The organism is Acinetobacter sp. YH12235 (genome assembly GCF_013417705.1).
In the GTDB taxonomy this organism is placed as follows: domain Bacteria; phylum Pseudomonadota; class Gammaproteobacteria; order Pseudomonadales; family Moraxellaceae; genus Acinetobacter.
This window is the reverse complement of the sequence record NZ_VPDL01000022.1, coordinates 40,280-58,218: the sequence shown is the minus strand read 5'-3', so window position 1 is coordinate 58,218 and position 17,939 is coordinate 40,280. Positions and strand designations below refer to the sequence as shown.

15 protein-coding genes are annotated in these 17,939 nt (G+C 44.9%); 9 read left to right on the top strand and 6 right to left on the bottom strand.

Annotation, left to right across the window (positions count from 1 at the left end; all coding sequences use genetic code 11):
* Positions 1-156: 156 nt before the first annotated feature.
* Complete coding sequence (locus tag FTV13_RS11760) at positions 157-708, bottom strand: type 1 glutamine amidotransferase domain-containing protein (protein WP_179992893.1); 552 nt, start codon at positions 706-708, stop codon at positions 157-159.
* A gap of 350 nt (positions 709-1,058) precedes the next feature.
* The gene (locus tag FTV13_RS11755; RefSeq protein ID WP_180012137.1) at positions 1,059-1,751 is read right to left on the bottom strand and encodes a TIGR04219 family outer membrane beta-barrel protein; all 693 of its coding nucleotides are present in this window, start codon (positions 1,749-1,751) and stop codon (positions 1,059-1,061) included.
* A gap of 130 nt (positions 1,752-1,881) precedes the next feature.
* On the opposite strand from FTV13_RS11755, the gene FTV13_RS11750 reads away from it, so the two are divergent.
* The 4 genes from FTV13_RS11750 (at position 1,882) to zupT (ending at position 6,419) form a co-directional block, all read left to right on the top strand.
* Complete coding sequence (locus FTV13_RS11750) at positions 1,882-3,330, top strand: aldehyde dehydrogenase family protein (RefSeq protein ID WP_180012135.1); 1,449 nt, start codon at positions 1,882-1,884, stop codon at positions 3,328-3,330.
* Positions 3,331-3,923: 593 nt separating this feature from the next.
* Complete coding sequence (locus FTV13_RS11745; RefSeq protein WP_125279821.1) at positions 3,924-5,399, top strand: sodium-dependent transporter; 1,476 nt, start codon at positions 3,924-3,926, stop codon at positions 5,397-5,399.
* Positions 5,400-5,409: 10 nt separating this feature from the next.
* Positions 5,410-5,520, top strand: a complete 111-nt coding sequence (locus tag FTV13_RS11740) for a methionine/alanine import family NSS transporter small subunit (RefSeq protein WP_004780392.1) — start codon at positions 5,410-5,412, stop codon at positions 5,518-5,520.
* Between the two features lie 83 nt (positions 5,521-5,603).
* Positions 5,604-6,419: a zinc transporter ZupT gene (gene zupT / locus FTV13_RS11735; protein WP_179992896.1), complete on the top strand. Its 816-nt coding sequence runs from the start codon at positions 5,604-5,606 to the stop codon at positions 6,417-6,419.
* 62 nt (positions 6,420-6,481) lie between these two features.
* Here the strand turns inward: zupT and rsmB are convergent, their stop codons facing one another.
* Together rsmB and fmt are read right to left on the bottom strand one after the other, a co-directional pair.
* Positions 6,482-7,786, bottom strand: coding sequence for a 16S rRNA (cytosine(967)-C(5))-methyltransferase RsmB (gene rsmB, locus FTV13_RS11730; protein WP_179992897.1), 1,305 nt, complete (start codon positions 7,784-7,786; stop codon positions 6,482-6,484).
* On the bottom strand, positions 7,783-8,745 hold the full coding sequence (gene fmt, locus FTV13_RS11725; RefSeq protein ID WP_004780397.1) for a methionyl-tRNA formyltransferase: 963 nt from the start codon (positions 8,743-8,745) through the stop codon (positions 7,783-7,785). Before fmt ends, rsmB begins: the two co-directional genes overlap by 4 nt.
* A 407-nt stretch (positions 8,746-9,152) precedes the next feature.
* Between fmt and ilvD (FTV13_RS11720) the strand changes: the two genes are divergently transcribed.
* From ilvD (FTV13_RS11720) to FTV13_RS11700, 5 genes are all read left to right on the top strand, one after another.
* Positions 9,153-10,982, top strand: coding sequence for a dihydroxy-acid dehydratase (gene ilvD / locus FTV13_RS11720; protein ID WP_081402678.1), 1,830 nt, complete (start codon positions 9,153-9,155; stop codon positions 10,980-10,982).
* A gap of 190 nt (positions 10,983-11,172) precedes the next feature.
* On the top strand, positions 11,173-12,858 hold the full coding sequence (gene ilvD, locus FTV13_RS11715) for a dihydroxy-acid dehydratase (protein ID WP_166137416.1): 1,686 nt from the start codon (positions 11,173-11,175) through the stop codon (positions 12,856-12,858).
* Between the two features lie 152 nt (positions 12,859-13,010).
* Positions 13,011-14,291 (top strand): hypothetical protein, encoded by a 1,281-nt coding sequence (locus FTV13_RS11710; RefSeq protein ID WP_180012133.1) that lies wholly within the window; start codon positions 13,011-13,013, stop codon positions 14,289-14,291.
* A 21-nt stretch (positions 14,292-14,312) separates the two neighbouring features.
* Entirely contained in the window at positions 14,313-14,600 is a 288-nt protein-coding gene (locus FTV13_RS11705; protein ID WP_180012131.1) for a chorismate mutase, read from the top strand.
* Between the two features lie 156 nt (positions 14,601-14,756).
* Positions 14,757-15,494 (top strand): sulfite exporter TauE/SafE family protein, encoded by a 738-nt coding sequence (locus FTV13_RS11700; protein WP_180012129.1) that lies wholly within the window; start codon positions 14,757-14,759, stop codon positions 15,492-15,494.
* Here FTV13_RS11700 and FTV13_RS11695 read toward each other — a convergent pair.
* Positions 15,491-16,396, bottom strand: coding sequence for a LysR family transcriptional regulator (locus FTV13_RS11695; protein ID WP_166137443.1), 906 nt, complete (start codon positions 16,394-16,396; stop codon positions 15,491-15,493). The two genes, FTV13_RS11700 and FTV13_RS11695, sit on opposite strands and share 4 nt — an antisense overlap.
* 97 nt (positions 16,397-16,493) lie before the next feature.
* Complete coding sequence (locus FTV13_RS11690) at positions 16,494-17,789, bottom strand: solute carrier family 23 protein (RefSeq protein WP_166137407.1); 1,296 nt, start codon at positions 17,787-17,789, stop codon at positions 16,494-16,496.
* Between the last annotated feature and the right edge of the window lie 150 nt (positions 17,790-17,939).

Below are 17,939 nucleotides of genomic sequence, written 5' to 3'. Positions count from 1 at the left end.
GTGATGGGAGAGAATGTTCAAGAGTGGATTCTAAATGTTCAGATAAAGACATAAAAAAATGAGCGTATTTACATACACTCTTTTTTACTACATTTTACTAAAATTTGCTTAACTGACTGGCATTACTCCATCTGGAGGCTTTTTTATAGTGTGAACTTAGGCAGCATCGCCTTCCAGTTCTTTTAAGATGGCGTCATTGAAAGCAGGAATATCATCCGGATTACGTGAAGTAATTAGCACCCAGTCACCGGTATTGCAGCGATGAACCTGTTCATCGACCCATTTACCACCGGCATTTTCCAGATCCAGTTTGATGCTCTTATACGAGGTCAGGTTTTTATCCTTAATTCGCTGTGCATCAATCAGAACCCATGGCCCATGACAGATTGCGGCAATCGGTTTATGCTGATCAGCAAAATGCTGCACGATTTTCTGGGCAGATTCATTGATTCTTAGCGTATCTGCATTCACAGTGCCACCAGGAACAACCAAGAGATCATAATCATCCAGCGTGACATGATCAAAACTGGTATCAGGCGTATATGAGGTAGCAGCTTTAGTATCGCCTTTTACTGTTGCCACCTCTTCATTTTTTTCTGCCGCATGAATCACTTCAAATCCTTTGGATTTTAGAAAATTTAAAGGCTCGACCAGTTCATCATGTTCAACGCCTTGGTTTGAAGTAATAAAGAGGACCTTTTTTACCATGATTGCTGTTCCCAAAAAATGTGAGGATTTTCAGATTAACAACAAGGCGATTCTTACAATGTTGGATTTTTAGCTCGGAACTGTTAAACAATGCTAAGAATTTATAGATAAAAAAAGCCCCAACATCCTGTTGGGGCTTTTTTCGTATCTCGTGTTTAGGTATAACTCCTGTCGTACCTCACGTCCTGGTGCACTGCTTTATTCTTCTTGTTTTTAGGTATTTGAGCTTCCTGCTCTGTATGTTTATAGAATAGTCTGAACCTAAAAACTGGCATAGACGTCGATGACATCTATCATTGTACGTCTCGGCTTACAGGGTTAAGGCTAATTTCCATAAGTCATTATATTATTTAGAAGTGTATGTCTAAGCCGATATAAGGACCTTTAAATTCTAGTTCCAAGTCTGGCGCATTATTTTGTTCGGCATCAATATTCATGATGCGATAGCCGACTTTAGCCCCTACATCGACCAGCAGGTTATCAATAAAGTCATATTGCAGTTCAGCCTGAACATCAGTCTTTTTAATGTCGCTACCGTGACTGTAAACCGCTTCGGCTTTAGCACTCATGCCAGTAAATGGCAGTTTTACCCCAGCTGTAGCATAGAGTAATGGACTGTATTCATCTAGATCGTACTGAGTCAGGGCACCTGCATTCAGATTTCTGACTGTACCATCCAGATTAGTCAGACCAGCACCGATATCAGCATGCACAATGGTATCCAGCAGTTCATAATACAGAATATAGTCGATATTATTAAGTTCGATATCGGCAGCATTCAGCGGGGTGCTTTGTTCGCTATTGCTGTCCAGATTCACATATTTGATTTTGGCATTTGGCAGTAGTGGTACTGGATGTTCAAATGCGACAGAGAGTTGTGCTGTACCTTGGCGATCCAGGTCCTGTTTGCTGGCATTGGCAGACTGGCTATAACCGTCAAAATTCCAGTAGCTGGCATCTGCTTTAAGACCAATCACATCGGCATGGCCTATGCTGCTCAGTCCTAATCCTAGTAATAATGCAGTGAATAATTGTGTACGCATTTCTAATTTTCCTTACGCTTTCTTTAAATTGAGCGATTTTGTTACCTAAATACATCTTCTTAAACGTAATCAGTAAGTGCATGATATAGGTAATTTCTAAAATGTATATGCTAATGTGAAGGGCAGAATAATGGGATCGACAGCAGCACAACATCATCAAGACTATCCATTATATGTGGCAGGACAGCCGGTACAAACGGGTGAATGGCTGGAGGTCAAACATAAATATAGTCAGGAGCTTTATGCACGTGTCGCGCTGGCAGATGCTGAAACTTTAGAAAAGGCAATTCAGTCTGCGACTCAGGCAGAAGCAGAAATGGCAGCATTGGAACCTTTCCAGAAACAGAAAATTCTGCTGCATTGTGTGAAGCGGTTTAATGAAATCCGTGAAGAACTGACTGAAATCCTGATTGCGGAAGGTGGCAAGCCACGTAAAGCAGCCGGTGCAGAAGTAGAACGTCTGATCAATACCTTCCAGATTGCGGCAGATGCGGTCACCCAGATGGATCAGGGCCGTATTTTGCCTCTGGCAGTCACTGCCGCAGCTTCCGGTTATCAGGGCATGGTCAAACAGGTACCGATTGGCGCCGTTTCCCTGATTAGTCCATTTAACTTTCCATTAAATCTGACTGCACACAAAATTGCGCCGGCAATTGCTGCAGGTTGTCCATTTGTATTAAAACCGGCGAGTCTGACTCCGGTTTCAGCCTTAAAAATTGCCGAGATTCTGGCAGAAACTGATTTACCGAAGAATGCATTCTCAGTTCTGCCGTGTCCACGCGATCTTGCAGATGTACTGGTTACAGATGACCGTTTTAAACTATTGAGCTTTACCGGTTCTGATGTCGTGGGCTGGGATATGAAAGCCCGCGCCGGCCGCAAAAAAGTTACTCTGGAACTCGGTGGGAATGCCGCAGTAATGATTGAGCCAGATACTGAACTCAGCGAACAGCTGATTGATCGTCTGATTGGTGGTGCTTATGGTCATGCAGGGCAGGTGTGTATCAGTGTGCAACGTATTCTGGTGCATCAGGATATTTTTGAAGAACTGAAAGACAAGCTGGTTCAGAAACTACAACATCTGAAAGCCGGTGATCCCGATCTGGAAACAACTTTGCTAGGGCCAATGATCAAGGAAGCTGAAGCTAAACGTTTGCATCGCTGGATGGAAGATGCCGTAGCGCAAGGTGCCAATGTACTGACTGGTGGTGAAGTGAAGGGTGCGATGTTTGAACCGATCCTGTTGGAAAAGGTAGACCATCAACTGGAAATTTACCGTAATGAAGTGTTTGGTCCGGTCGCTATTATTGAAGCTTATAGCGATTTTGAATCAGGGATTGCCTGTATTAATAGCAGTCGCTTTGGTCTGCAAGCCGGCATCTATACCCAGAATCTGCAGAAGATGATGTATGCCTGGGATCATCTGCATGTGGGTGGTGTCATCATTAATGATATTCCGTCATTCCGTGTTGATAATATGCCTTATGGCGGTGTCAAGGATTCCGGTCTGGGCCGTGAAGGCATTCAGTCTGCGATTCGTGACATGCAGGAAGAACGTATGCTTGTCATCAAATGTTAAGCTGACCGAATCAATCAGTACTGTTCCACAATCGGCATAATTAAGACCGGTTGTGGAATTTTGCTTTTTATTGCTTAAAAAGGTAGCAGCGTAGGCAGAAAATATAGACTGAATAAATGAAGACACAGCTCTGTTTTTATTCAGAAGAAAATAAGCGAGGAAGGTATAAAAATACTTTTTCAATCTCTATTTAACACTTGATGAATTAAGAGCGAAAAATTGCTTGAAAACTGTAGTAAAACTTAAAAACAATATATTCCAAAAAGTTTATATACATATAACCAATAAAATCAAGGGATCAGCGTAGAATTATTGAGCATTTGATAAGAACAGATTATAAAAAAAGAATGTTTTAAGCAGAAATTACAGAAAAAATTTGAAAAAGTCAGTATTGTTGAACCATCTACAAGGTCGGCTTTCTGCTCAGACTTTAAGCAAGCTGTCCGGCTAGCTGACCTGTTTGTATATTAGAATTCGATGCCCAAAAGGTATAACTCTAATTCAAACACCCGAAATAATTGAAATGCTTCTTCAGTGCTCGCGACATAACCATAATAAGCAGTATTGAATGAAGTTTAAAGTTTAGGTGTTCTATGACAGATACTCGAGAGAATTGGTCGGCACGATCAGGATTTATTATTGCAGCCATTGGCTCTGCCGTTGGTTTGGGGAATATTTGGCGCTTTCCATACGTTGCCTATGAAAATGGCGGCGGGGCATTCCTGATTCCTTATCTGATTGCGATTTTTGCAGCAGGTTTACCTTTATTATTTTTAGATTATGCAGTCGGACATAAGTTCCGCAAAGCACCACCGATGGCCTATAAAAAACTCATGAATGCAGAATCTCTGGGTTGGTGGCAGGTCATGGTGACCCTGATCATCGGGATTTATTATGCCAGCGTCCTGTCTTGGGCCGGCAGCTATATGATTTATTCCTTTGGACAGCAATGGGGCACAGATACACAAGCCTTTTTCTTCAATAGCTACCTGCAAAATGGTGAGGGCTTAACTTTCGGTTTTGTACCGGTCCTGTTCTTTGGTCTGGTGATCGTTTGGGCAGCCGTGATGCTGATTCTTTACGGTGGGGTACGCCGTGGGGTGGAACTGGCGAATAAAATCTTCATGCCATTACTGGTAATTTTATTCACGATTCTGGTGATTCAGGCGGTACGTTTACCAGGTGCAGTCGATGGCTTAAATGCCTTCTTTACCCCAAACTGGGAAGCCATGACCAATTATAAAGTCTGGCTGGCTGCATTTGGTCACATCTTCTTCTCACTTTCAGTGGGTTTCGGGATTATGTTGACCTATGCCTCTTACCTGAAACGTAAAACTAACCTGACCGGTTCAGGTGTCGTGGTGGCATTGGCTAACTCGTCTTTTGAAATCTTGGCAGGTATTGGGGTTTTTGCAGCACTTGGTTTTATGGCGTTCAGTTCAGGCGCGAAAGTTGAAGATGTGGTCTCTGGTGGTATCGGTCTGGCCTTTATTGCCTTCCCGAAAATCATTTCCAGTTTAGGTGCCGGTGGTGACCTGTTCGGCTTCCTGTTCTTCGGTTCATTAACGGTGGCAGGTATTACCTCTATGGTCAGTATTCTGCAGGTGCCAATTGCGGCATTCCAGGACAAACTTGGCTGGTCGAAGAACAAGTCAGTGACGATTATTGCGGGTGGTTCAGCAGTTGTATCTACCTTGATGTTCTCGACTCATAGTGCCATTACCTTTGTCGATATCATTGACTACTTCGCTAACAACATTGGTATTGTGGGTGGTGGTCTGTTCTCGATTATTTTATTGTCCTGGTTCCGTCGTCCATTGATGAAACAGCTGGAAACACATGTGAACGAGTTTGCCAGTCTGAAACTGGGTGGCAGCTGGAAGTTCATGCTGACTGTGATCACACCGTTATCTTTATTATCAGCATTAGGTTTAACCCTGAAATCAATCATGGCAGAGGGTTACGGTGATTATCCTGCAAGTACGTTATGGATGATTGGTGGGGGTACGATTGCATTCTTTATTCTGGGTGCCATTTTGTTCAGTCTAGTTAAAGATCGTCATAGTTAGGAGAACGAATATGAATACATCTGCATTAATTATGATGATTTTCTCCATGGTTTTATTATGGGGTGGTCTGGCACTGGCTGTCATGCATCTGGCAAAAAATCCAGAAGAACCAGAAGACTAAAAATCTTCACATAAACACATTGTTGCTGTAAATGAAAGTCATTATCATCTTTGGTGATAATGACTTTTTTAATGGGCAGACTTATGGGAATTGCTCCCGTTACCGATGCACAAGTCTATACCGCTTTTGCAGTGACATTTTTGGCAGGTCTGGCTACCCTCGTGGGTGGGGGATTGGTGCTGTTCTTGAAAAAACCGAATTACCGGGTTTTAGCCTTCGGACTGGCCTTTGCTGCCGGAGCAATGATCTATGTCTCGCTCACAGAAATTTTAAATAAATCTATTAGTTCTTTTAGCCTGGCTTTTGATGAAAAATCCGGTTTTGCTTATGGTACTTTTGCCTTTTTATTGGGTGTGGTACTGGTCTTATTGCTGGATCGATTCGTTCCTAATCCGCATGAAACCATTGAGGCTCAATCGAAACAGGATCTGAGTCAGCCGCAATTACTAAGAACAGGACTACTGACGTTATTTGCGATTAGTGCACATAACCTGCCAGAAGGATTGGCGACTTTTTTTGCGACGCTGGAAAGTCCTGCACTGGGTGCACCATTGGCGGTTGCCATTGCGATTCATAATGTGCCTGAAGGTGTTGCGATTGCATTACCGGTTTATGGTGCAACAGGCCGTAAAGACTATGCACTTGTGGCTAGTCTGGTTTCAGGCCTTGCTGAACCTCTGGGCGCTGCGCTGGGTTATTTCATTCTGGCGCCGTATATGAGCCATACTATTTATGGCATGGTGTTTGGGATTATCGGTGGGGTGATGGTTTATCTGGCACTGGATGAACTTTTGCCAACTGCGAAACGTTTTTCTAAAGGTCATGAAACCGTGTATGGTCTGGTCAGCGGGATGGCGGCACTGGCGACCAGTCTAGTGATTTTTAAATTTGTACAATAAGAATCTCAAATCAAAACAATAAAAAAGGCAGCCGAAGCTACCTTTTCTTTTAGCAATATCATTTAAGCAGTTTTTTCAATCCGGCAATAGAAGAATCCATCGCCTTGACCAGTTTTAGGGAGAAGCTGACGACCATGGATCTGTTCAATGCCCCAATCGGCTTCAATTTTAATTTCTTTAGCCTCGGGATGTTTGTTAAAGAATTCGACCATCTGCTGTTCATTTTCCGCTTTAAGAATTGAACAAGTGATATAGAGCAGGGTGCCACCGACTTTCAGTTGCTGCCACATATTTTCCAGAATCTGCTTTTGTAACTCTACCGTCTGGGTAATATCGGTTGAATGACGTAACAGACGAATATCGGGATGGCGACGCATTACACCGATGGCTGAACAAGGCGCATCCAGTACGATACAGTCCGGCTGTTCCGGTGCCTGCCAGGTAATGGCATCTGCGGCTTTAATTTCAACGTGTTCGCCTTCTAATAACAGACGTTCAAGATTCTCAGTGACACGCGTTAAACGCTTGGCATCCTGATCCAGCGCAATCAGTTTACGCGGCTGATATTTTTCTAGAATATGCGCCGTTTTACCACCCGGTGCTGCACAGGCATCAATCACAAACTTGTCATCGAGATCTGGCAACAAGGTAGCGCAGAGCTGGGCATGTTCATCCTGCACCGAAAAACCGCCGACATCAAAGCCGGGTAAATCAGGTACCTGTACATTGGCATCCAGGACAATTCCGACCTTGGAAACAGTACAGGCGTGAGCCGGAATTTCGTGCTCTTCCAGAATTTCCAGATAGTCTTCACGGCTAACCTGACGTTCATTTACGCGTAAGGTCAGTGGAGCAATCTGTTTCAGTTCATGACTCAGCTCAGTAAGCTGCTCTGGCCAGTCTTTTTTCAGACGTTTAAATAGCCAGCTTGGCAGGCCATGAGCCTGATCCAGTGCTGCCTGAAATTCCGATGTTTCACGTGAAACACGGCGCAGGATGGCATTGACTACGCCACTTAAAGCCTGATAACCAAGTTGCTTTACTGCAGTCACGGTTTCAGAAATGGCAGCATGCGGTGCAATTCGGGTTTCCAGTAACTGGTATAGGCCGACATAGAGACAGGTTTCAACCGTGTCATTATTTAAAGGCTTCACCAGCAGTGGCAGAGTAATACTTTTAAGTGCGTACCATTGACGCAAAGTACCCAAAACCAGTTCATGGAACAGGGCACGATCACGGTCAGCCACTTTCTTTAAATGCAGCGGCAAGATGCTGGCCAGAGATTGTCCTTGCTGTACAGCAAGTAAGGTACGAATCACTTGGGCACGCAAGTTAAGGTGAGATGTGCCTGATTCAGAATGACTCATGCCAATAATTGTCCTACATGTAATTTTTGGGTCTGGTTAATTTGTACCGGATTGAGCGGTTTGCCGCCCGGCCATTGCAGTGAAGTTAAACACACTGCTTTTTCATCACCACAGGCTACATGCACACCCTGTTTATCAATCGCCAGAATCGTGCCGGCTGCATGACAGTGTGCATTTTTTTCTGAGAGTACCGAACCCCAAACCCGCAGGTTGTTATTTTCATCTAGAGGGATAAAAGCCACCGGCCAAGGATTAAAGGCACGGATATTACGGTCAATATTAGAGGCAGTACAGCTCCAGTCAATTCGGGCTTCTGCTTTAGATAGCTTATGAGCATAGACGGTAAGTTCTTCGTCCTGCACTTCCCGTGCGGCTAAATACTGTTGTAATTTTTCTTCAGATTCCAGTACCGCTACAATTGCTTCCGCACCTTGAGCAGCCAGTTTATCGTGCAGGCTAGCTGAAGTATCTTCTGCAGTGATAGGACATAAAGTTTTATACATCATATCACCAGTGTCCAGCCCGGCAGCCATTTTCATGATGGTCACGCCAGTTTCGTGATCACCTGTTGCAATTGCACGTTGGATCGGCGCAGCACCACGCCAGCGTGGCAGCAGTGAACCATGAATATTCAGGCAACCATATTTAGGCGTATCCAGAACCACTTGCGGCAAAATCAGACCATAGGCAGCTACAACCATCACATCAGCATTCAACGCTTTTAACTCAGCCTGAGCAGCAAGACCTTCTTCAGTTGAAGACTTGAAATGAAGTGGCTGATATACCGGAATGTCATGTTCAAGCGCCAGCTGTTTCACAGCAGAAGCGGTAAGTTTCTGACCACGACCGGCTTTACGGTCCGGCTGAGTATAGACCGCCACAATTTCATGATCGGTTTTGAGAAGCGCAGCCAATGCAGTTGCTGCAAATTCTGGTGTGCCTGCAAATATGATTTTCACACATGAAATTCCAAATAAACTTGGCAGCTATTATAAGCTAAAAGCCAAATGGCCGCCTAATCTACAATGCACTTAACTGTTACAGCGATTATAGATTCCTACTTTTAATTAAATTTTATATAAAAAAAACTCATGCAAATTCTAAAAATTATTCATGAAAGTTTTGTATTGTCCGATCCATGATGGCGGTATAGTAGCTTTATTAAGAGATTTTTATTGTCAGCTCACCGAGACCTCTCTATAGACATTTTTGTCTGCATCTACAACGAATAGGTCATCTTGTAAAACAATGGCTTGTAGTATGATAGGTCTAACATTCGACTGATTTAAGCTCATTGTCAGTATGATCTAGCCAGAGTGAACCTTTTTCGGTTCATTTCAAGCTCAAACTTTGTTGGAAATATAAAATGCCTGACTATCGTTCAAAAACATCGACACACGGAAGAAACATGGCGGGTGCGCGTGGCTTATGGCGCGCAACTGGGATGAAGGATGAAGACTTCGGTAAACCGATTATTGCCGTGGTGAACTCATTCACTCAGTTTGTACCGGGTCATGTTCACCTTAAAGATCTAGGCCAACTCGTGGCACGTCAGATTGAACAGGCAGGCGGTGTAGCAAAAGAATTCAATACCATTGCTGTTGATGACGGCATTGCGATGGGTCATGACGGTATGTTGTATTCACTGCCTTCACGCGACCTGATTGCTGACTCGGTGGAATATATGGTCAGCGCACACTGTGCCGATGCCATGGTGTGTATCTCGAACTGTGACAAGATCACTCCGGGGATGTTGATGGCAGCAATGCGTCTGAACATTCCAGTGGTCTTCGTGTCTGGCGGTCCGATGGAAGCCGGTAAAGTAAAAATTCGTGGTAATGACAAAGCCATCGACCTGATCGATGCGATGATCGTCGCTGCAGATGATAACTATACTGATGAAGAAGTTGCGGAATACGAACGTTCTGCATGCCCAACCTGTGGTTCATGTTCAGGCATGTTCACTGCGAACTCAATGAACTGTTTGACTGAAGCATTGGGTCTATCACTTCCAGGTAACGGTTCAACTTTGGCAACGCATGCGAACCGTAAAAAACTGTTCGAACGCGCTGGTTCTCTCATTGTTGAACTGGCAAAACGTCATTATGAACAAGATGATTACAGCGTCTTGCCACGTTCAATGGTGACCAAAGCATCGTATGAAAATGCCATGACTTTGGATATCGCGATGGGTGGTTCAACTAACACAGTACTTCACCTGTTAGCTGCTGCAAATGAAGCCGGTGTGGACTTCACTATGGATGATATCGACCGTCTGTCTCGTAAAGTACCAGTGCTTTGTAAAGTTGCTCCTGCGAAGAATGACGTGCATATGGAAGATGTACACCGTGCCGGCGGTATCATGTCGATCCTCGGTGAACTGGATCGTGCAGGCCTGTTAGATACCTCTGTCGGTACGGTTCACGAAGCAACATTAAAAGATGCTTTGGACAAGTGGGACATCATCCGTACTGAAGATGAGGAAGTGTATAAATTCTTTAAATCAGCACCGGGCGGTGTACCAACTCAAACTGCATTCTCACAAGACCGTTACTACTCACGTCTGGATGGCGACCGTGAAAATGGTGTGATCCGTAATGCAGAACATGCTTTCTCTAAAGACGGTGGTCTGGCTGTACTTTATGGCAACATCGCGCTGGATGGCTGTATCGTAAAAACAGCTGGTGTAGATGAATCAATCCTGAAATTTAACGGGACTGCACGCGTATTTGAAAGTCAGGATTCTGCGGTAGATGCGATTCTGGGTGGTAAAATCACAGCAGGTGATGTAGTTGTGATTCGTTACGAAGGTCCACGTGGTGGCCCTGGTATGCAGGAAATGCTGTACCCAACCAGCTACCTGAAATCTAAAGGTCTTGGTAAAGAGTGCGCACTTCTGACTGACGGCCGTTTCTCTGGTGGTTCTTCAGGTCTGTCGATTGGTCACGTTTCTCCGGAAGCAGCTGAAGGTGGTGCTATTGGTCTGGTTGAAGATGGCGACCGTATCGAAATCGATATTCCAAACCGTACCATTCATCTGGCTGTTGATGATGCGACTATGGCCGCTCGTCGTGCTGCTCAAGATGAAAAAGGCTGGCATCCAGTGGAAGACCGTCCACGTAAGATTTCTAAAGCCCTAAAAGCCTATGCGATGCATACGACTAGTGCGGCGAAAGGCGCAGTACGTGAAATCTAAGCTGTAAATTTTTATAGCGCAAAAAAGCACTCCAGAGGGGTGCTTTTTTTATTTTTGATAATTGCACTACCTCAAATAACTGAATCAGATACACAGAGTCTTACTTTTATCTAAAGATCGCTTTCTATACAATCGAATAAAACCTAGACAGCTTTTAAGCTTCACAAGAATTACATCCAGGACGAATAAAATGAGTAAAGACAATATCCGAGAACATTCTGCTCCCGTCTATGAAGGCATCGAAAATGCACCGGCCCGTTCCATGATGCGTGCCACCGGTTTTCAGGATGAAGACTTTACTCGTCCGTTTATCGGGATCGCGTCGACCTGGGCCAATGTGACCCCTTGCAATATGCATATTGATGGCCTGGCACGTACAGTCGAGCAGGGCGTGAATGCTGCCGGTGGTAAGGGCATTATCTTCAATACCATCACTATTTCTGATGGGATTTCCAACGGGACTGAAGGGATGAAATACTCCTTGCTGTCGCGGGAAATTATTGCCGATTCGATTGAAGCAGTAGTTGGTTGTCAGGCCTATGATGGCGTGATTGCCATTGGCGGTTGTGACAAAAACATGCCGGGCTGCATCATGGGCTTGGCACGCTTAAACCGTCCGGGTCTGTTTATTTATGGCGGTACCATCAAGCCGGGTGAAGGCCATACTGACATGATTTCTGTATTTGAAGCGGTCGGTCAGCATGCCAAAGGCGAAATTAATGCGATTCAGGTGAAACATATTGAAGAAGTGTCTTTGCCAGGGCCGGGTTCTTGTGGGGGGATGTATACCGCCAATTCTATGGCCTCTGCGATTGAAGCTCTCGGCATGAGCCTGCCAGGCTCATCCGCACAGGAAGCGGTGTCTGAAGACAAGCAGATTGACTGTGCCCGTGCTGGTGAAGCAGTGATGAATCTGCTACGTCTGGATATCAAGCCACGTGACATCATGACCAAAGCGGCTTTTGAAAATTCAATTAAAGTATTGATTGCATTGGGTGGATCAACCAATGGAGTGCTGCATCTGTTAGCCATGGCGCATACAGCGGGTGTTGAGCTGAGCCTGGATGACTTTGTACGAATTGGTAAAGAAATTCCTGTAGTCGCCGATGTCCGTCCATCCGGTAAATATCTAATGTCGGAACTGATTGCCATTGGTGGGATCCAGCCATTGATGAAACGCATGCTGGATGCTGGCATGCTAGATGGTTCCTGCCTGACTGTGACCGGAAAAACACTGGCAGAAAACCTGGCAGATGTAGAAGATTATCCTGAAGACCAGCAGATTATTTTGCCATTCGACCAACCGGTGAAAAAAGACTCGCATCTGATCATTATGAAAGGCAACCTGTCACCGAATGGGGCTGTGGCCAAAATTACCGGTAAAGAAGGTCTATATTTCAAAGGACCGGCCCGCGTGTTTGAAGGCGAACAGGGTGCGATGCGCGGGATTCTGGATGGCGAAGTTCAGCCAGGTGAGGTAGTCGTGATTCGCGGTGTAGGTCCTAAAGGTGGACCGGGCATGCCGGAAATGCTAAAACCGACTTCTGCTATTATTGGTAAAGGTCTGGGGGATTCAGTTGCACTGATTACTGATGGCCGTTTCTCAGGCGGAAGTCATGGTTTTGTGATTGGTCATGTCACACCGGAAGCCTATGAGGGTGGCCCGATTGGTCTGGTGCAAAATGGCGATGAAATTTCCATTAATGCGGAAACCCGTGAAATGACCTGGCATATTTCGGATGAAGAGCTTGCTGCACGTCAGGCGGCCTGGGTGAAACCGAAACCGAATTACACTCACGGGGCACTGGCGAAATTCGCCAAACTGACCTCTGGGGCGGAGACCGGGGCCGTGACTGACCTAAATCTTGAAATCTAAAGTCCTAGAAAACATTGAACATTTGTTGCTGACTTGATATAAGTTTTGCACAAGACTTATATCAGGTCATAAACATCCTCATAATAGGATGTTGAATAAAACGATCCTGCTGGCAAGGGCTGGCATGACAAAATCTTTTCGAGGCACCTCTCATGTCCCTGCTACGCCGTTGGTTTGATCCAATCCGATCGAGTTGGTTTTACCAGAAACCAGTTCGTCAAACGGTGTTATCTATTGAAGATGGCTTGAGCATCCATTTAAGACTGGATGATGTTTATAGTTATCTGGCGGTACAACAGTTACCGCAACTGGAAGAAATTCTCAGTCCGGAACTGAAGCCACTCAAAGTCATCATTTCAGATCAGCGGGCTGAGCCGCCTAATCAGATGTCTTTTGATGAATGGCAGCACTATTGCCTGAATGATGCCAAAATTTTATCTAAACAGCATCGTTTCAGCTTTCATGAGACCCCAGAATTACCGACAGCTGAAGCCTTAAAGCAGGCAGAAACTATCCTGAGAAATACACCGTTACGCGGACAGGATTTTCTGTATTTGCTGGAAGATGTCTTTCATATGCTCTGGCAAAAACAGAACGGAAAATTACGCACTTTATATGCGATGGCCAGCCGTCATCATTCGCCGCAGAATTTTCCGGAACGAATTTTTGAGCATAGTCCGATTCTGGCCAGTTATTTCCAGTTTGGCGGACGCCAGTATCAGGCGGTAGATGATCTGTTACGTCTGACCCGTCGCCTGAAACAGCAGAGATTACTGACCGGCAATCCGATTTTCCTGATCAATCATATTGAATGGCGTGAGCATCTGATCAGTGATGCCGAAGAGCTGAATGAAATCCAGTCCATGGATCCTGAATTGGATTTGTATATCGCTCTGGAAGATCCGATTTCCTGGTTGTTACTGGCTTATATCAAGGAAGAGCTGGCTGATTTTTATAATATCCAGTTGAATGTCTATCCGCTGTCTTATCAGGGACGCGACTGGTTTGACTGGAGTCTGGCGACGCGCTTATCCAAGCGGACTGAAGTCAAATTTACCCCATTCTGCCGGCCAACCGAGCAGGCTGTAATGCCGATGGCGCAATTGTTTTATAGCTGTCCGGAAGAGCAGCGGATTGAAGCCATGTACCAGATTCTGGAAGCGGTCTGGACTCGTGGTTATGATCTGTCTTATGCAGCACATTTCAAGCGTATGCAGCAGGAACTGAGTATTACTGAACTGACCCAGGAAGACGTTCTGGCCAAGTTGCAGGAAAATGACACCTTATGTGAAATGAAGTCCCAGCCGAATTTACCGGTGCTGGAACTGCGTATTGATGGGCAAAGTTATACATTTAATAGCTTATATCGTGTCTGGATGATTGAAAGTATTTTCAGTAATGTGTTAGAAGAAAAGTATAAGAGTGATAACTAAACTGAAAGTGACTGAATAAACATGGAAAAAATCAAAGCTGAATCATTACAACATGCACGTCAACAGATCGATGCCATTGATACAGCTTTAGTTGAGCTGATCGCTGCGCGTCAATTTTATGTTGATCAAACCACCCGTTTTAAAAAAACTGAAACTGATCTGCAATCACCGGAGCGTATGGAGCAGATTGTGGAAAATGTCAAAGCCTTGGCACAACAGCAGGGCGTGGATCAGGCCTTCATTGAGCATTTGTACCGGGAAATATTCCAGTATTTCATTCAGCGTGAACTGAAAGAGTTCCGTCCTTAAACGACTTTTAAATCCGATTTTTGCTGATGAATCTGATGAGTTTCAGCACATCCATCTGAAGCCTCAATATTTACTTGAGGCTTCCTTCTTAAAACCCTGATTTTACTCTATTCGTGATTTCTATAGCATGGGCTTAAATCAATTTAGGGTCATCAGATGACTGCTTTTGTTATTGCTATTTTTGCTTTGGCTGGTCTGATTAAAGGCACCATTGGATTAGGTTTGCCTGCGGTGTCCATGGGTTTGCTGACGATATTTATGAGTCCATTTCAGGCAGCAACTTTACTGATAGTACCTTCGATGCTGACCAATTTCTGGCAACTTTTTGCCGAAGGTCATGTACTGAAGCTGATTCGCCGTTTCTGGCTGTTGCTAGCAGGCATTATCGTGGGTTCAGTCTGGAGTATTTTCCCGACTTTAGGTCATTCTGAATTTCATAGTGAAGCTTTATTGGGCGGGATGCTTGCTCTATATGGCCTATATGGTTTATTGGCGAAACGGATGCCAGATTTAAGCCAGCATGAAAAGTGGCTTTCTCCGATTATGGGATATCTCGGCGGGGCCTTGACCGTGGCAACTGGGGTAGTGGTAATTCCAGTGGTGCCTTATTTGCAAACCCTGCATTTAAAACGTGATGATCTGGTTCAGGCCTTAGGGTTGGTATTTACCACCTCGACGGTGTGTTTGGCAATTTTCCTGCACCGAAACCCGGTGGAAGATATGCCGATTGATTATACCATGTCAGCGATTGCATTGATTCCGGCCTTGATCGGGATGTGGTTCGGCAAGAAAATCCGTTCTCGTATCTCTGAACAGAAATTCCGGACAGTATTTTTTATCGGCCTGATCGCCTTAGGTAGCTATATGATGCTGCATCAATTTGGCTGGATTTAATTCAGGATTTTTTGTACATCCGCAGAAATGAGGAACTGGCTAAAGTGCTGATAGGCGGTGCTCAGTTCATCAAAGTTCTTTGCAGCTAACAATAACTTGCGGTTGGCCCAATCTCCTGTCAGCTGGATTTGCTGAAATGCATAGAGCTTCGACAAACGTTGTGCAGCACGTTTTGGCATGATCGCGATACCTACACCATTGGCCACAACTTGGGCAATGGCGGCAAAATTTGGTAAGCGTAAGCGGTATTGAATTTCACAGTTCAGCAAGCGAGCCTGGGTTTCAATCGACTGCTGCAAAGAGTGATATTGCATCAGACCAACAAAGGGATAACTCAGACAGTCTGCTAATGTTAATGCCTGATTAGCTGCCAGATCATGTTGTTCAGGGCAGATCAGCACCAGAGGATCATCTGAAAATTCCAGAGTCTGTAATTGTGGCGCAGGAAAAAAGCTGGAAATAAGTCCTAGCTTGGCAGTACCACTCGCTAAAGCCGCAATAATGTCATTGCTCTCCGCTTCTTTGAGGTCAATCTGGATATTTGGGTTATTTACCAGATATTTTGGCAATAATAGGGGAAGGTACTCACTTTGTGCTGAAGAGTTACACCATAAGCTGATATTGGAATTGAGTCCTTCACTAAAACCGGCCATGGCTTGAGACAACTGTTGTCCCTGTTGCAACAGGGCTTGGGCATGCTCAGCAAAGACCTGTCCCGCAAAAGTCATTTTCACCCCGCCAGAATGGCGGCTGAACAGACTGACCTGATATTGCTGTTCCAGCTTTTTAATCCGCTCACTTGCTGCCTGTAAGGAAATGGCAGAGCGTTCAGCACCTTTGGTCAGACTACCTGTGTCGACTATATTGAGAAAAAGACGTAAATCAAAAAAATCCAGACGCATCGGCAGGATGCTCATATAAAAGATCAGGCCTATTTAAACAATTCTTACGATATAAAAAAAGCAGCCTGGAGGCTGCTTGAAAATTTAAGTCTTCGAATTATTTTTTATCGACCAGGCTAAAGAACCAGTTCAGGAATAACGCAGCAAAGGTCGCTGTACCAATTCCACCCAGGTTAAAGTTACCGAAGGTCAGGGCAAAGTCACCCGTACCCAGAATAATCGTTACTGCTGCCACCATCAGGTTTTTGTTCTGTGAAAAATCGACTTTATTTTCGATCCAGATTTTCGCACCGGCAATAGTAATCAGACCAAAGACCACAATTGAGGCGCCGGTTAAAATCGCTGTTGGAATGGTATGAATAATCGCACCAAATTTCGGCGATAAACCGAGGAATACTGCAAATACACCGGCAACAGCAAAGATAATCGTCGAGTAAACCCGGGTAACGGCCATCACACCAATATTTTCACCATAGGTAGTCATACCCGGTGCGCCCACACCACCTGCCAAGGTAGTTGCAATACCGTCCGCCACAAAGGCTTTACCGATATGCGGATCTAGATTCTCACCGGTCATGGCACCCACCGCTTTAATATGTCCCAGGTTTTCTGCAATCAGAATCAAGGCAATTGGCGCAATGATCAGCATGGCATTGGTATCAAATACAGGTGCATGGAAGCTCGGAACACCAAACCAGCCAGCTTGCTGAATTGGCGCAAAATCAATCGCAGTACCATAGCCCATCACATTACTTAAAATGTAGTAAATGAAGTAAGCCAGCAATAAACCGATCAAGAGCAATAGACGCTGTACCAGACCTTTGGTAAACACCGCAATAGAACCCATACACAGTACGGTCACCAGTGACATCCACATATTAAAGGTATTGCCCATGACGTTTTTCACAGTCACAGGGGCCAGGTTCAGACCGATAATCATTACCACCGCACCGGTCACCACCGGCGGCATCAATTTTTCAATCCAGCGGGTTCCCGTTGCCATGACCAGAACACCCATCAAGGTATAAAGCACACCACATGCAATAATCCCGCCAGCGGCGACACCAATATTTGGATTCAGTCCGCCAGCACCTGCATAGCCGGTTGCTGCAATCACCACCCCAATGAACGCAAAGCTTGAACCCAGATAACTTGGTACACGACCACCCGTGATCAGGAAGAACAGGATGGTACAGATCCCCGACATTAAAATGGCCAGATTGGGATCAAAACCCATTAGAAATGGCGCCAGTACCGTCGCTCCGAACATGGCAAAGGCATGTTGTACCCCCAAGATCAGGGTCTGGGCAGGCGGTAAATACTCTGCGGTACCTACTGGTCGTGCATCGATACTACCCTCATAAGGGCGCCACTTGGGAAACCAATTGGACATAAAATGAGCACTCAAAAGATAAATTGTGCACATCATACTCTTGTTTTTTAGAAGATTTAATCACTGAAACAAAATTTTTGTTCAAATTAATTCTATGACTTTATTTGATATTTTACCGTGCGGTAAAAGTTTTTTAAATCAAAACTAAAG

Coding starts and splice junctions, on each gene's coding strand:
- FTV13_RS11750 (WP_180012135.1), top strand. CDS start 1,882: ATGGGATCGACAGCAGCACAACATCATCAAGACTATCCATTATATGTG.
- FTV13_RS11700 (WP_180012129.1), top strand. CDS start 14,757: ATGACTGCTTTTGTTATTGCTATTTTTGCTTTGGCTGGTCTGATTAAA.
- zupT (WP_179992896.1), top strand. CDS start 5,604: ATGGGAATTGCTCCCGTTACCGATGCACAAGTCTATACCGCTTTTGCA.
- FTV13_RS11705 (WP_180012131.1), top strand. CDS start 14,313: ATGGAAAAAATCAAAGCTGAATCATTACAACATGCACGTCAACAGATC.
- FTV13_RS11745 (WP_125279821.1), top strand. CDS start 3,924: ATGACAGATACTCGAGAGAATTGGTCGGCACGATCAGGATTTATTATT.
- ilvD (WP_166137416.1), top strand. CDS start 11,173: ATGAGTAAAGACAATATCCGAGAACATTCTGCTCCCGTCTATGAAGGC.
- FTV13_RS11740 (WP_004780392.1), top strand. CDS start 5,410: ATGAATACATCTGCATTAATTATGATGATTTTCTCCATGGTTTTATTA.
- rsmB (WP_179992897.1), bottom strand. CDS start 7,786: ATGAGTCATTCTGAATCAGGCACATCTCACCTTAACTTGCGTGCCCAA.
- FTV13_RS11710 (WP_180012133.1), top strand. CDS start 13,011: ATGTCCCTGCTACGCCGTTGGTTTGATCCAATCCGATCGAGTTGGTTT.
- FTV13_RS11690 (WP_166137407.1), bottom strand. CDS start 17,789: ATGTCCAATTGGTTTCCCAAGTGGCGCCCTTATGAGGGTAGTATCGAT.
- FTV13_RS11755 (WP_180012137.1), bottom strand. CDS start 1,751: ATGCGTACACAATTATTCACTGCATTATTACTAGGATTAGGACTGAGC.
- FTV13_RS11695 (WP_166137443.1), bottom strand. CDS start 16,396: ATGCGTCTGGATTTTTTTGATTTACGTCTTTTTCTCAATATAGTCGAC.
- ilvD (WP_081402678.1), top strand. CDS start 9,153: ATGCCTGACTATCGTTCAAAAACATCGACACACGGAAGAAACATGGCG.
- FTV13_RS11760 (WP_179992893.1), bottom strand. CDS start 708: ATGGTAAAAAAGGTCCTCTTTATTACTTCAAACCAAGGCGTTGAACAT.